This is a genomic window from Bradyrhizobium sp. UFLA05-153 (genome assembly GCF_054185185.1).
In genome coordinates, this window is sequence record NZ_JBBIAM010000065.1 from 1 (window position 1) to 12,586 (window position 12,586).

General features: G+C 60.3%; 14 protein-coding genes and 1 pseudogene. 9 read left to right on the plus strand and 6 right to left on the minus strand.

Annotated elements, in window-relative coordinates; translation table 11 throughout:
- The first annotated feature begins 364 nt into the window (after window positions 1–364).
- The gene (locus tag Q2941_RS30765; RefSeq protein ID WP_027527522.1) at window positions 365–607 is read left to right on the plus strand and encodes a hypothetical protein; all 243 of its coding nucleotides are present in this window, start codon (window positions 365–367) and stop codon (window positions 605–607) included.
- Window positions 608–726: 119 nt separating this feature from the next.
- Here Q2941_RS30765 and Q2941_RS30770 read toward each other — a convergent pair whose 3' ends face one another.
- Window positions 727–918, minus strand: coding sequence for a hypothetical protein (locus Q2941_RS30770; RefSeq protein ID WP_371260580.1), 192 nt, complete (start codon window positions 916–918; stop codon window positions 727–729).
- A gap of 1,534 nt (window positions 919–2,452) precedes the next feature.
- Here Q2941_RS30770 and Q2941_RS30775 point away from each other — a divergent pair.
- From Q2941_RS30775 to Q2941_RS30785, 3 genes are all read left to right on the plus strand, one after another.
- Window positions 2,453–2,824: an ATP-dependent DNA ligase gene (locus Q2941_RS30775; RefSeq protein WP_458194754.1), complete on the plus strand. Its 372-nt coding sequence runs from the start codon at window positions 2,453–2,455 to the stop codon at window positions 2,822–2,824.
- Window positions 2,825–2,967: 143 nt separating this feature from the next.
- Window positions 2,968–3,324 carry a hypothetical protein gene (locus Q2941_RS30780; protein ID WP_371932909.1) on the plus strand — a complete coding sequence of 119 codons (357 nt, stop codon included), beginning with the start codon at window positions 2,968–2,970 and terminating at the stop codon, window positions 3,322–3,324.
- A gap of 329 nt (window positions 3,325–3,653) precedes the next feature.
- Complete coding sequence (locus Q2941_RS30785) at window positions 3,654–3,812, plus strand: hypothetical protein (RefSeq protein ID WP_254107364.1); 159 nt, start codon at window positions 3,654–3,656, stop codon at window positions 3,810–3,812.
- A 2-nt stretch (window positions 3,813–3,814) separates the two neighbouring features.
- On the opposite strand, the gene Q2941_RS30790 is transcribed toward Q2941_RS30785, so the two are convergent.
- Window positions 3,815–4,060 carry a histone gene (locus tag Q2941_RS30790; RefSeq protein ID WP_254107366.1) on the minus strand — a complete coding sequence of 82 codons (246 nt, stop codon included), beginning with the start codon at window positions 4,058–4,060 and terminating at the stop codon, window positions 3,815–3,817.
- Between the two features lie 80 nt (window positions 4,061–4,140).
- Here Q2941_RS30790 and Q2941_RS30795 point away from each other — a divergent pair.
- The 4 genes and pseudogenes from Q2941_RS30795 to Q2941_RS30810 all read left to right on the plus strand — a co-directional run.
- A pseudogene (locus Q2941_RS30795) lies at window positions 4,141–4,431 on the plus strand (epoxide hydrolase N-terminal domain-containing protein); the annotation flags it as partial.
- A gap of 338 nt (window positions 4,432–4,769) precedes the next feature.
- Window positions 4,770–5,522, plus strand: a complete 753-nt coding sequence (locus Q2941_RS30800) for a hypothetical protein (RefSeq protein WP_458194755.1) — start codon at window positions 4,770–4,772, stop codon at window positions 5,520–5,522.
- Between the two features lie 160 nt (window positions 5,523–5,682).
- Entirely contained in the window at window positions 5,683–6,339 is a 657-nt protein-coding gene (locus tag Q2941_RS30805; protein WP_458194757.1) for a DoxX family protein, read from the plus strand.
- A gap of 26 nt (window positions 6,340–6,365) precedes the next feature.
- A complete protein-coding gene (locus Q2941_RS30810) occupies window positions 6,366–7,100 on the plus strand; it encodes a class I SAM-dependent methyltransferase (protein WP_458194758.1) in 735 nt (244 codons plus the stop codon).
- A 31-nt stretch (window positions 7,101–7,131) separates the two neighbouring features.
- Here Q2941_RS30810 and Q2941_RS30815 read toward each other — a convergent pair whose 3' ends face one another.
- The 4 genes from Q2941_RS30815 to Q2941_RS30830 are packed head-to-tail and all read right to left on the minus strand — an operon-like array spanning window position 7,132 to window position 10,977.
- On the minus strand, window positions 7,132–7,821 hold the full coding sequence (locus Q2941_RS30815; protein WP_458194759.1) for a glycosyltransferase family 2 protein: 690 nt from the start codon (window positions 7,819–7,821) through the stop codon (window positions 7,132–7,134).
- Window positions 7,822–7,826: 5 nt separating this feature from the next.
- Window positions 7,827–8,888, minus strand: a complete 1,062-nt coding sequence (locus tag Q2941_RS30820; protein ID WP_458194760.1) for a radical SAM/SPASM domain-containing protein — start codon at window positions 8,886–8,888, stop codon at window positions 7,827–7,829.
- A 14-nt stretch (window positions 8,889–8,902) separates the two neighbouring features.
- Window positions 8,903–10,267, minus strand: a complete 1,365-nt coding sequence (locus Q2941_RS30825) for an MptA/MptB family glycosyltransferase (RefSeq protein WP_479684038.1) — start codon at window positions 10,265–10,267, stop codon at window positions 8,903–8,905.
- A 5-nt stretch (window positions 10,268–10,272) separates the two neighbouring features.
- Window positions 10,273–10,977: a TIGR04282 family arsenosugar biosynthesis glycosyltransferase gene (locus tag Q2941_RS30830; protein ID WP_458194762.1), complete on the minus strand. Its 705-nt coding sequence runs from the start codon at window positions 10,975–10,977 to the stop codon at window positions 10,273–10,275.
- A 353-nt stretch (window positions 10,978–11,330) separates the two neighbouring features.
- On the opposite strand from Q2941_RS30830, the gene Q2941_RS30835 reads away from it, so the two are divergent.
- Window positions 11,331–12,476 (plus strand): acyl-CoA dehydrogenase family protein, encoded by a 1,146-nt coding sequence (locus tag Q2941_RS30835; RefSeq protein WP_458194763.1) that lies wholly within the window; start codon window positions 11,331–11,333, stop codon window positions 12,474–12,476.
- The last annotated feature ends 110 nt before the right edge of the window (window positions 12,477–12,586 follow it).

Consider the following 12,586-nt stretch of genomic DNA (forward strand, 5'->3'; position numbering starts at 1 on the left):
AGTCCTTACCCCATGGGGGACTTTCACCTCCTATTCTTTGCCAGCTTTCCTGGCGCACTCCGTTCCGGGTCAAAATGCGAAGAACTCAACGTGAGCAAATCTCGACCGCTTCACTGCGCTGAGCGGACCTCAACAAGACGTGCCGCCACTTCGCTGACGGGCCGATTCCGTTGAAAAAGGCGGCTGTCGTGACGCAGGCCAGCGTGATAGGCGTCACAGCCTTGGCGAGAGCGTTGCGCCAGAGTGGCCTCGGATAATCCGGCCTGGCTCGAAGAGTCCCACTGTGTTTCAAGACAAAGCAGAGGGGCCAGTCACCGGATTCGGCAACAACGGAATGGACGATTTCTTGTTTGGAGGATGCTGAATGCGTGACCTTGCCGAAGCGCCGAAGTGGATCATCGATCTCGCGCGCACGGCAGCAAGCGCTCAGCTCAGTCCGAGTGTGCACGACACGGCCGCGTTCAATATGGAGCGAGTTCGCGGTTACTACGAGACTCACCTAGGATGCTCCCGCAAAGAGGCGGCGCGTGACCTTGGTCTGTCATGGACCCAGGTGCAGCACGCAGTCGGTAAACTTCGGGCTGAATGGAAGAACAGGGGTAAGTGATCGACCCAGCCGGGGGAGAAAAAAAATCTCGATGAAGCATCGTCGAAACACAAAGCTGCAACGTAGCAGAGACTTCCGAGCCGGGTCATTTAGTGATGTTTCCGCCAACGAGCGTGATTTCAGTGATCTCTGTTGAGGTGCATAAGCATAGTTTTGCAGGCTTCATCGGCTTCCGCGAAAGTCTTGAACGGTGAACCGCCGATCTTGATCGCGCCGCTGCCCCCGATAGCGCGGCGCCACGACGCCACATAGCCGGCGCGCCCGCGAAAGCCGGGGCCGGTGGGACTCTCATAGCTGATCACGAACGACAAGCCCTCGCTGCTTGCGCTCCATATTTCCATGTGTTCGATGGCACGGTGGAATTGCAGGGCCGTCCCCAGTCGTTCACCTGTAGCGGATCGCAAATATCCATCGGTATGAAAACGCCGCAAGGTTTGAACAGATGGCCTACCCCGTCTGTTCGAAAGCCGACGAACAGACGCCTTTCCGGTCGCAGTGTGGGAATTGGGAGACACTACTGTCCCGGACCAGTTGCGGCCGGCTTGCGGTGCCGCCTCAGCATCCTCTCCGCCATCGTCGCCAAGTCCCGCGACTGGCTTTAAGGCACCTCGGTCCCGAATCGCGGCCGAACGTGCGGCTGAGGTGCTAGCACTTCCTTCTCCGGAAAAATAATTCATTTGTGCGACCGCACCTGCCAAGCGTAGCCTTGCTGGTACCGGGGCTGAAGAACTTTGAATTCGTAACGATGTTGAGCCCGGGGGCGGGCGGCTATGCTGCCAAAGGTTCTTTGACCTACTTTATTAGATCAGCGCTTTAGACTTTCAGAGGCCGCTTTCGGGCGGCCTTTCTGCTGTGGCATGGGACAGTGGATTGGCATTTCTGTCTCGGTGACGGGCTGTCGCTCTCGCCGTGCCCAACTGCATCGATTTCCGGGAATTCCCCTTCGCCGCGACGACGCGCAGCGATAAATTCACCGGAACAAATACGGGCAGCCAAAGTTGACAGGCGCTATGGTCAAGCCCTCGCCCGGAATGCGCAGAGTGTTGAGGCAGGCGCACCTGTACGGTCGCCTAATCGCGCACAATGGGAAACTGTATTCTCCTGGCGACAACCACCGTTTATGCAGCGAGGAGACCGCAATCGCGATGGTCAAGGCAGGCTGGCTCAGGCATCGAGGCGAGGACTATGAGGTTACGCCCGACGGCCTAAGGGCCGATGCGCGCCGCGAATAGCTTGGTCTGACCAGCCCATCCACCACGGGGCCCAAATGAACCTAGGGGGCGCTGTCCCTTACTCAGCGACGCTGCCTGCGTTTCAATTTCTCCAGATCACATAGCCCCGACGTGAGCAATAGTTGAAACAAGGCCCGCGCGGCTTTGTACCTTGCGGCGGAATGCGAAATCACGCGTCCGAACGTAATAGTCTTCCCGGAACGGTCACTTACCCTCCATTCCCACCAGCCCCATTTGCGATTGAGCGTCATCTCGTACGTGCCGCCATATTGAGATTGTCCCGCAAAGGCAGCCCTTGAGTTATGTCAAGCAAGCTGATCTTCCGGGAAACCAACTCTTCGAGCGCCGTGACAAGCGCGAACACCGAGGCCAACGCATTGGGAAACCGATCCATCCGAAGGCGATGCCGGTGATCCTAACGACCCGATGAATAGCGCGATGTCTGGATGCGCGCGCCATGGGATGAGGCGTAGGCGCTGCAACGGCCGTTGCCCGATGATGCGCTCAAGATCGTGATGCGTGCTGTCTCGCAACGGCAGCGACTGGACCAAGCGCTATCCATGGATTGCAGAGGAATCGGCAAACGCCTTTCGTCATCGATGGCGAGGCTGTGGTGCTCGGTGTCGACGGAATCTCCGATTTCATTGCGCTCCACTCCCGCAAGCACGATCACGAAGTTCAGCTCTACGCCTTCGACATTCTCGCCATGGGCGGTAACGACCTACGGGAGTTGCCGCTGCACTACAAGTCGAACCTGGAGCGGTTTCTGGCGAGGCGACCGGACGGGATCACTGTTGCACCCTTCGAGAGCGGCGAGATCGGGCCAGACCTATTCCGGGCGGCCTGCCGCATTGGGCTGGAAGGATTGGTCTCGAAGCACCGGGACCGGCCGTATCAGGCCGGACGGTCGATGTATTGGGTGAAGGTCAAGAACCGCACCCACCCGGCGATGCACCGGGTGATGGACGCGCTCGCGCAGGCTTGACCCGTCCCAAGTTTCCAGCCCTAGCGTGCCACCGCATCCGACGCAGCTTGGGGAAAACTGCCGTTAATTCCGCCTCGCTGCATTTTCCGACTCAGCTAAAATCAGTTTCTATTCCGGCAGTGCGGGCCTTTGTCGGATGTATCATGCAATTCAGCCGCATAATGAGTCCCGTGAACGATCTGGAAGTGTGGAGCGCGAGCAGCCGCGGCTTTTCGTTCGTGATCAGCTTCGATAGCCGCACTGGTCCTGGTCTTCACGGACGACCCGGCTATCTTGCCTCGTGGCGTCCCATCCATCCGAACAGACCTGCAATCAAATTGATAGGCTCGCCCTTCAAGACTCTCACTGAAGCGGAGGAGGCCTGCCAAGCCTTCCTGAAGTACCTGACCGGATGTTACATTGGGCCGACCAATGAGCCCGTAAATCAAATCGAGGCTATCCGCCGGCTGATCCAGATCGGGCTGGAAGGCAAAGTCGAAATAATCCAGCGCCCTCCATGAAGGCCGAGCGAAAGGGGAAAGTGGAGTACGAAAATCATGAAGGTAGCGGTCGGACTTCTCGCCCTTTTGTTTGCAACGAGTGCGCTTGCTCAGAGTCCTCCACCGAAGGCGGCTAAAAGACCAGTGCAGGCCAAGCCGCAGCCGCCGATGGGTTGCAAACTAGTCGGCACGGTAAAGGGCACCAAGATTTGGGCCGGCGATTGTGCGGCTCCGTCAGAACTCAGAGGCACCACACCGGCCGCCGAGCCCCCAGCGCCAGAAGCACCTTCCGAAGCACCAAAACAATAGCGGCTCATCCAAGATCGGGCTGAAGTCGAAGAGATCCTAGAATGCTCGACCAGGTGATGCAGCTTCAGCTTCCTCATTGGCTGATCATCGCCGGTACTTTTTGTTGCAGCCGAGCGATGACCATCGCCGAGATGCGGGCTCGCCTTCCAAGAGACGAAAGCAAAAAACCTCCCGACCTTCGTCAGGAGGTTTTCGTTTGACCTCAGCGCTTCGCTTTCTTTGTCTTTTTTTTCTTGGCTTTCGCCTTCTTGGGCGCTTTCTTTGCGGATTTCTTGACTGACTTCTTGGCCTTCTTACCGACCTTCTTCTTTGGCCCGACCTTCTTAGCGACTTTCTTTGCGGCGTGCCGGACTTTCTTCATCTCAGGCTTCGGCGCTTCCGCAGGTGCTTCCGGAGGGGCGCCCATTGCATCGGTCGTTCGTTCGATAGCAGCTTTAACGTCGTCCATATCGAACCCCCAAAGTGTTGACAATGTGAGAACGATAAAGCGATTCGCGAAGCCATCAAAGAGCAGGTGCGCACGCTCATCTCGACATTCACTTCATCCATGTCCGGTCGGGCCACAAGGACGCGCTTGCCTTGGTCATCAATTATGGTTGGCCACGCCCGGTGCTGGAGCAGATCAAGCTCATCGGGCCGCTACCGATCCAACCGCGCATGGCGGGAAGGCCGAAGACGCGTTCGACGTCGTCATCCTGTCGATGCCCGGCAACGGTTTCTCCGGTAAGCCAACGAGCACCGGGAACGCATGGGCCACGCATGGGCGGAACTGATGAAGCGCCCGGGCGCTACGCCCGCCATGTCGCCCAGGGGGCGAACTCAACGATATTCGGCAAAGCTGCCACTCCGGCGAGGTCACGCTTTGGCCGCGCAAAGGCCAGGCAGATCTCAGCCGCCTGGAACATGAATTGCCGCGGCTCGCGACCGCTAACGGTCTCTCACAATACGTAACAGGCAATTTTCCTGCATCTGCGCGAATGTTCGGGTAGTCTCCTTAGGCGCGACGTACCTGCCGAACCGCCATTCGTGCGCAACGCGATAGATAGTCTCTCCGTCGCCACGTCTACGCCTCGGTTCCGGCCGGACCTAAGTCGCGTTGGGCGACCCGAGCCTTGGCTCAGTCGGCGTTTTTTGCATCCAAAATCAGGGAGCTCGATATGAGCAGAACTCTTATTCTGGCACGCAGCGAAACGAGACACTTCAATCTGATCTTTCTTCTGGCCTTGAGCATGCTGCTGGTCTCTCCTGCGCCATCGAGGGCGGAGCCGGCGATTGCCGAACAGATCGCCAAGACCTACGGACTCGATTCGTTCGGACAAGTCGAGGCAATCCGGTACACCTGGAATGGTGAGTTTCCTGGCGGTCACAATCTTTCTAACAAATGGGAGTGGGGCCCGAAGACCGGCACGGTGTCTTTCGAGGGCAAAGACAAGGAAGGCAATTCGGTCAAGGTGACCTATCAGCGCTCACAAATCTCTAGTCAAAGCGATGTCGTCAAGAAGGAAGTCGATCCGGCATTCGCCAACGATCAGTATTGGCTACTCCTACCGTTCCATCTGCTATGGGACGGCGCGGCCGCGACTGACGAGGGCCAGCAGAAGCGACCGACGGGTGACACGTCCGCTCAGCGGGTCGTGATGAAATACCCGTCAGAGGGCGGCTACCAGCCCGGCGACACCTGGGATCTCTATGTTGGTGCCGACAAGCGGATAGAGGAGATCGTCTACCATCGGGGCGCAGCCAACCCGCCCCACCTCGTGTCGGCCAAATATGCGGACTACAAAAGGGCTGGCCCACTCCTGATTTCAACAGATCATCCAGGGTTAGTGGACGGGGAGACCTTCCGGATTACCATTACGGATGTGTCCGTTAAACTAACGGGATCCGATAATTGGATCAACGCCCAGTGACCGTCAGAGGGGCTCGTCCGGGCCGCTGATAGTAAGGGCCAAGCGCATCGCCCGACCGCCCGCACGGCGGTGCGCTGGTTAGCTAACGGATGCGCACGGTAACGCTTCAATCAATATTACGTCGAAGAACTGTAGGAATCCTGGTTCGGAGCTCGCGCACATGCCCACCAATCCCTTCACCGACGTCTGGCATTTCCTGACCGCGACGACGAATGACTATCTCCACCAAGGAAATTGGCGCTTTCTGATCCTAGCACTGTTCTGGGCGTTGGTGCTTGCCAGCATTGTAGTGGCCATCCGGAATTGGCGGGAGGATTCGACGCAACGGACCGGCCAACACCTGGGAATCTGGCTGGCCCGCGTCCTGATCGGCTGCCTTTGGTTCCAGGGGATGTTGTGGAAATTGCCGCTACCGGTTTCTGACGGTCTGCAGTACTGGACCGAACAGGAATCGACGAGCGCGGCCTTCGAGTTTCACCGTACGTTTTTGAAGGACACGGTGTTGCCTCACATGACGATCTTCGGGCCGATCGTCTTTCTGGCCGAGCTTGTGTTCGCCGGGTCGATGCTGCTTGGGCTTGCAGTGCGGTTCGTGGGCGTACTGGCCTTGGTCTATACGCTGCAGCTCTGGCTCGGCCTCTACGCCAACCCGTCCGAGTGGCCGTGGACGTATATGTGCCTGGCCCTGCTGATGTTCCTGTTTGCGCTCAAGGGTGCCGGCCGGAGTCTCGGCCTCGATGCCTGGTTGCGCCGCAACGTCCCCACCGTCCGCGAGGGGAAGGGCTTTGTCGGCTGGTTCTTCAATATCGCGGGCTAGTCGCCAACGTTTTGAGGACGAGCCCCATGATAGCACTGGCCCGTGCAGTGACGCTCCTTGTGGCGCTGGGTCCAACTTGCGCACACGCCGCCGACTTCGGCTACCTGGCTCCGCCCGGAGTTGCCGCAAACGAGTTTCCCTCACCACGGCGCCCGGTTGCAGAGATCGTCAGCCCACGCCGCTCCTCCGAGGAACACCGTGACGCCCTCAATGAGGGCGGTGAGGTCGCCCGCCGCCTTGAACTAAAGCCGGGCATGACGGTCGGCGACATTGGTGCGGGCAGTGGCTACCACACGGTTCATCTGTCGCCGCTCGTCGGCCCCAGCGGCTCCGTCGTCGCCGAGGATGTCACGCGGGATTATCTCATCGAGCTCGCCAGGCGAACGGAACGCCTTAAGCTGACAAACGTCAAATTCGCGATGGGCGAACCGCACGACCCTCGCCTGCCCGCGTCCTCGCTGGATGCCGCCATCCTCGTGCACATGTATCACGAGATCACCCAGCCCTATGCCTTCCTCTACAATCTCGCGCCTGCCTTGAAGCCGGGCGCGCGCATCGGAATTGTCGACCTCGAACGCCCAACGCCGCAGCATGGCACGCCGATTGAGCTCTTGCGCTGCGAACTGTCCGCCGTCGGCTATCACGAGATAGCCACTTATCAGCTCGCAGGCGATGGCGGATACCTGGCGGTGTTTTCTCCACCTCCGGAAGCCGGCCGAAAGTCTCCCCGCGACATCGTTGCTTGCGGCACGCACTGGTGACCGCTCCCGACAACTATTGTCTGTAAGAAGCTCACAGCTCAAGCGCGATGCGAACGAACGTCGTCGAAATGGACCAGACCGCCTTGACGCCCGCGATGAGATTGCCGGACACCTTCGATACGCCGCCGATCCGGTGGCGTTGTCCAACGGCGATCTCCATTGCCGGCAGCCGGGCGGCCGCGACCCGCATCAGCATTTCCAGATTCCAGCCATAGGTTTCCTCTTTCATGCCAAGACGGTTGAGTTCGTCCCGGCGGATGGCGCGAAATGGCGACAGGTCGGTGAAGCTTGCGCCGTAGGCGAACCGCAGGAGCAGCCGGCCGACATGGGCCGCGATGAGCTGCTGCGGCGCCAGGCTGCCGGGCTCGCGTGGTCCGCGAACGCGCGAGCCGAGTACGAAGACAGCCTGGCCCGCAACAATTGGCGACACCAACTCGGGAATGAATTCTGCAGGATCGCTGCCGTCGCCGTCGAGGAAGAGAAGAATGTCGGCGTCGTCACGCGCTGCAGCAATGCCTGCCTGGATTGCGCGACCGTAACCGCGTCGCGGCTCTACAACAACATGCGCCCCAGCGGCCTCGGCCCGCTCGGCGGTACGATCCCGCGAGCCGCCGTCGACCACGATAACTTCGCTCACATTCTGCGCCAGCACCGCGGTCACAACCGGCCCAATCGCCGCTTCCTCGTCGAGACAGGGAATGATCGCTGAAACGACGGCCACCTCGCTTACAGGCTCCAGCGCAGACCGCAATTGGCGCAGCTTTTCGGCGGCTCGTCGGACAGCAGCGCCGCGCGAAAGTCCCGATACGCCGGCCCATTCCAGATTTCTCGCAAGGACTGCCGCCCTGCATGCCCAAGGGTATAATTGTCGTAACCGTGCTGCGAAAACGGCGCGATACAGCACGGCAATGCGCGGCCATTGGCCGTGAAATACATCAGCGACCACGGGCGCCGGCACAGCGACCAGGGCGAACTGTCACCGCTGCCTTTCAGACTTAATCCCGGCTCGCTCGTCGCGCCGGACGCGCTGAAGGTCACGCCAAGGGAGCGCGCCAGATCCTCGGCCTGCTTCAGACATTCGGCTTCCCCCTCGGTCAGGCGCTCGAACAAGGCTTGATCCGGCCGCGCCTTACCGATTGCCGCTTCGTCAAAAAACACCAGCCGTTGCAGATAGACTTCCTTGACGCCGATTTCGGCCGCAACCTTCACGAATGCCGGGAGTTCCGTGACGGTCTCTTTGAGGCCTGTGAGCCATATGGAAACGAGCGGCTTCCTGTGCCCTTCCCGCTCCTGCAGCTCGCGAAACGCACGCACATTGCGGGTGATGCGGCCGAAATAATCCCTTCCCCGGATCGCCTTAAAACTCTCGCGGTTTGAGGCGTCGAGCGACACACGCAATTCATCAAGTCCGGCGTCGATCAGCGCACGGCCGTTGCGCTCACTGAGAACCGTTCCATTGGTGTTGAACAGGACGTAAACGCCGCCGTCCTTCAGGTACCTGACCATCCGTGGCAGGTTCGCAACCAGCATCGGTTCGCCGACGCCATGCAGGACCGCCCGCGTAAGACCGGGCGCCTGATCGACAATCGACGTGAACAGGTCCCATCTCATGTCTGCCGCCGGCTCGAGCTCCTCATAGGTGCGAGGACAAGTGGTACACAACAGATTGCAACGATTGGTCACTTCGAGATAAAGGCAAACCGGCGGTCGCTGCGCGACCTCCGTGCGCTCGCCCGTGACCTGCTCGTGATAGCGACGCGGATCGAAGCGCGCCTGGGCACCTGCCACTTCGCCGGAACTACTCATGCCGATGTCCCTGTATCTGCGGTTCGCTGCATGCGAGTCGTCCAGGCCATGAAGGCCCAAGCAAGCAAGAGACCTCCGAACAGTACCGACTTGGTCACCATTCTTGGAATGTAGAAATCCCAGTCGAGTTGCTCTGACAGCAACAGCGCTCCCATCGACGCGACCCATGTTGGCGCGGAGCCACATAGGGCGACAAACGGGGTGATGACAAGAAAATACCAAGGATAGTTTGGCGACAATAACAGGAGCGTGACGAGTAACAGCATGTTGATGTCGGCAAGCGTGGACGCGACGCTGCGATGAGAGCTGCGGGCCACAGAAAGCCCTTTGAAAAGGAGGATCAGCGCGGCCAGCACAACGTACGCGACGACATCACTTTGATGCTCGCCAAACACTAGCCGCCAGAGCGACAACAGCCAGAGATCATTGCCGGCACGGATGCCCTCTTCCGTCAGATAGCCTTCGGTCAGGAAGCCGAGAACTCTCCAACCGACCGACAAATAGGGAAGATAGCAAAGTGCGGCGGTGGCGAATACGACGAGCGGCATTTTGACGTCCCACGGCCGCCAGATCCCGGCCAGCACCGGCGCAACGTATGGTTTCACCAGCACCGAAAACGCGATCACGACGGCGCCGCGGAGCGCATGACCGGCCAGCGCAATCCACAGGCCGAGCAGCATCAGCGCCACCATCAGCGCGTCGACATGGCCGCTATTGGCAATCTCCCACACGGGAAGCGGATGCCAGAGATAGGCGGTCACCCGCGTCAGCGGGCGGCCCATTCGCCGAAGCAGGAGCACTATCAGCAAAACAGTGACGGACTCGCACCCCAGCAGCGCGACACGCATCACAGTCACGCTCTCACCGACTCGCGTGACGACGAGAAAGAAAAATTGCGCCACCGGAGGATAGATGGTGACGGCGGTATCGGCCCGATTGATGTGGGGAAAGATCGTCCCATCTCGTAGAAACGCCAGCGCCTCATCGGCGGCGACATAGCGGTATGGATTGATGCCGGCGGCCTGAACCCTGCCATCCCAGACATAGCGATAGACGTCGCTGGACAGCATCGGATCGAACCACAGCGCATAGCCTCTCAGAACGATCGCAAGGCCAAAGACGAGCCACAGCGCACGCCTATCTGGCGCGCGCTCGGCGAGCCGTGTCGCCGCAATCGTCAGTAGACCCGCAGGGATAGTCGCGGCCATGAAGGCGTTGTCACCGAAAGCCTCGAAGGCGAACGGGGTCACAAGCGTCAAGCCGACGAGGACAATACCGATGCCCACCAGGAGATGAAGCGGAAGCACGTTGTCCGCGAAGCGCGCCAGTCGACCGAATTGATTGGTAGCAGCCCCTGGCATTGGCTTCACAGGTTTGTCAGCGGCGCGGCTCGGAGAAAGGCCCGGCTCGCCGCAGCAAACCCACCGCCAAGAAAGCGGGTCGAGTGCCCGGCCAGCTCGTCCTGAAGCCAGCGCAAAGTTTGGATGTCGTCGACATCGTACCATTCCGAAAGCAGCGTTGTGGCAAGTTCGATTTCGGCGGCGCGCTCGCAAGTGCTGCTCGCCACGCTATCCGTTCCCCACGCGATCCGTGTGAACAATTGCCGATGCGGATGCTTCAAGCCGATGAGATAGTAGCCGCCGTCGCTTGCCGGCCCGAGCACCATCCGATCGCCGGGCTCGCGCAGGGCTTCGATCGCCTGCACCAGCAGGCGAGTTGGCAGGGTTGGGCTGTCGCCATTGACGAGCAGGACGCAGTCATGTCCGGCATCGAGGAGCGCACACGTAGCGCCAAGCAGCACGTGTCCGAGATCTTCACCGGTCTGTAACAGCAGTCCGAAACCCGCAGGAAGCAGCTGCCGAATAACGTCTTCGGCGCCGGCCGGCGCGTAGACGCCATAGCCGCGCCTGCCAAGCACCTCCGGTACCGCCTCTATGGCCGCGGCGACGTCGCGCAGAAAGCAAGCCGACAGTTCGGAAGCGGCTGCAGGACCAATAGCCCCCGCAAGCCGCGTCTTTGAGCGGCCGGGCTGCGGCGCCTTGCCGATGATCCCGATCGCCGCGCCGCTCACGGCAGCGGGGCCCCGCCATCATTGACCGCCATCGCCGGACAAACCTCGTCACACCATTGCCGGTCATTGGTAGCGTTCTCATCGACAGCCGGCAAGCGTCACCGGATAGCTGCCGCCGGAAGAGGCCAAAGGTTTCACCGAGCCTTAAAAAGATTTCGAAGGATGTAACGAAATGGCTTTGACGGACGTAATAAGAACGGCCCTTGCACGCTGCTGGGATATCCAGATTCTGCCATACCCCGAAGCCGGTCGTGTTGATCCGGTGCTGCGGGTCGCGTAGCATTGGTCGCAAGAAAAGGGCGGGTTCGCTAATTTCGAACTTGGCAGGCTGTGCGCAGGTGTCGAGGATTGTCATGAACCACGAGACCGCAGTTTCGAATGCCAAAGAAATCGCCGATCGCATTCTCGGGCCGGCAGCCAGGCAAAATGACAAGGAAGCTCGATTTTCGTCCGAGGCAATTGCGGCGCTTGGTCCGGCCGGATTGCTCGGAATCACGCTGCCCACTGAGGTTGGCGGCTCGGCGCTCGGACCTCGGACGCTCGCTGCCGTCATCGCCACGCTTGCGGAGGCGGACGCGTCCGCCGCGATGGTTTACTTGATGCACATGTGCGCCACCGCAACGATTGCGGGAGCTCGTCCGGGTGCCGCGGTCTCGCAGACACTGGCGGACATTTTGGCCGGAAGACACCTGACGACCCTGGCATTCAGCGAAGCCGGATCGCGCAGCCACTTCTGGGCACCAGTCTCGCGCGCAAAGCGAAGCGCTGTCAATGTGCATCTCACTGCCAAGAAATCATGGGTGACGAGCGCCGGTCACGCGCAAAGCTATGTGGTCTCGGCGCTTGCGCCTGAAGGCAAGAGCCCAACGGATTCAACCCTTTATCTTGTTGCGAGTAACACGATCGGACTGTCGGTCGCCGGCGCCTGGGATGGTCTTGGGATGCGGGCCAACGCCTCCGCGCCGATGATCCTCGAGGATTGTGAGATCGCACCCGAGTTCCAGCTGACCGACGACGGTGCGGGGTTCAAGGCGATGCTGGAGGTCGTGCTTCCGCTGTTCAACCTCGGGACATCGGCGGTCGCGCTTGGTCTTTGCCGGGCCGCGGTCGCGGGGACCGCGGCCCATCTCAATAGCGCTCGCTTCGAGCATTTGGGCCAGACCCTCGGAGAGAGCCTGCCGACGCTCCGCGCGCAGCTTGCGACGATGCAGATCGACACCGATGGGCTCGCCGTGCGCGTCGACGATCTCATCGATCACCTTGAACGGCCCCAAGAGGCGACCATGTTGCGCGTGCTCGAGAGCAAGGCGGCGGCGGGAGATGTTGCGATCGCCGTCACCTCGGCAGCGATGCGAGTGTGTGGGGGCGCAGCGTTTTCCAAGCATCTCTCGATCGAGCGGTTGTTCCGCGATGCCCATGCGGGAGCAATCATGGCGCCGACGGGCGATGTTTTGCGCGAGTTCATCGGCAAGGCCGTTTTGGGACTACCGCTGTTCTGAGCACGCGAGTGTCGCGGCGTTCGGAAGCAGTCTGCAAGCGAACTGATCGCATCCAAATATCAAGCGTGGCGGGTGGAGCAGTCATGAGCCAGACAATCTGGGTAGGTGCC

What these genes read in the sequence shown, in the direction of transcription:
- Q2941_RS30805 (WP_458194757.1), top strand. Translation starts at nt 5,683, where the DNA reads ATGCCCACCAATCCCTTCACCGACGTCTGGCATTTCCTGACCGCGACG.
- Q2941_RS30810 (WP_458194758.1), top strand. Translation starts at nt 6,366, where the DNA reads ATGATAGCACTGGCCCGTGCAGTGACGCTCCTTGTGGCGCTGGGTCCA.
- Q2941_RS30765 (WP_027527522.1), top strand. Translation starts at nt 365, where the DNA reads ATGCGTGACCTTGCCGAAGCGCCGAAGTGGATCATCGATCTCGCGCGC.
- Q2941_RS30780 (WP_371932909.1), top strand. Translation starts at nt 2,968, where the DNA reads ATGCAATTCAGCCGCATAATGAGTCCCGTGAACGATCTGGAAGTGTGG.
- Q2941_RS30800 (WP_458194755.1), top strand. Translation starts at nt 4,770, where the DNA reads ATGAGCAGAACTCTTATTCTGGCACGCAGCGAAACGAGACACTTCAAT.
- Q2941_RS30825 (WP_479684038.1), bottom strand. Translation starts at nt 10,267, where the DNA reads ATGCCAGGGGCTGCTACCAATCAATTCGGTCGACTGGCGCGCTTCGCG.
- Q2941_RS30790 (WP_254107366.1), bottom strand. Translation starts at nt 4,060, where the DNA reads ATGGACGACGTTAAAGCTGCTATCGAACGAACGACCGATGCAATGGGC.
- Q2941_RS30785 (WP_254107364.1), top strand. Translation starts at nt 3,654, where the DNA reads ATGCTCGACCAGGTGATGCAGCTTCAGCTTCCTCATTGGCTGATCATC.
- Q2941_RS30835 (WP_458194763.1), top strand. Translation starts at nt 11,331, where the DNA reads ATGAACCACGAGACCGCAGTTTCGAATGCCAAAGAAATCGCCGATCGC.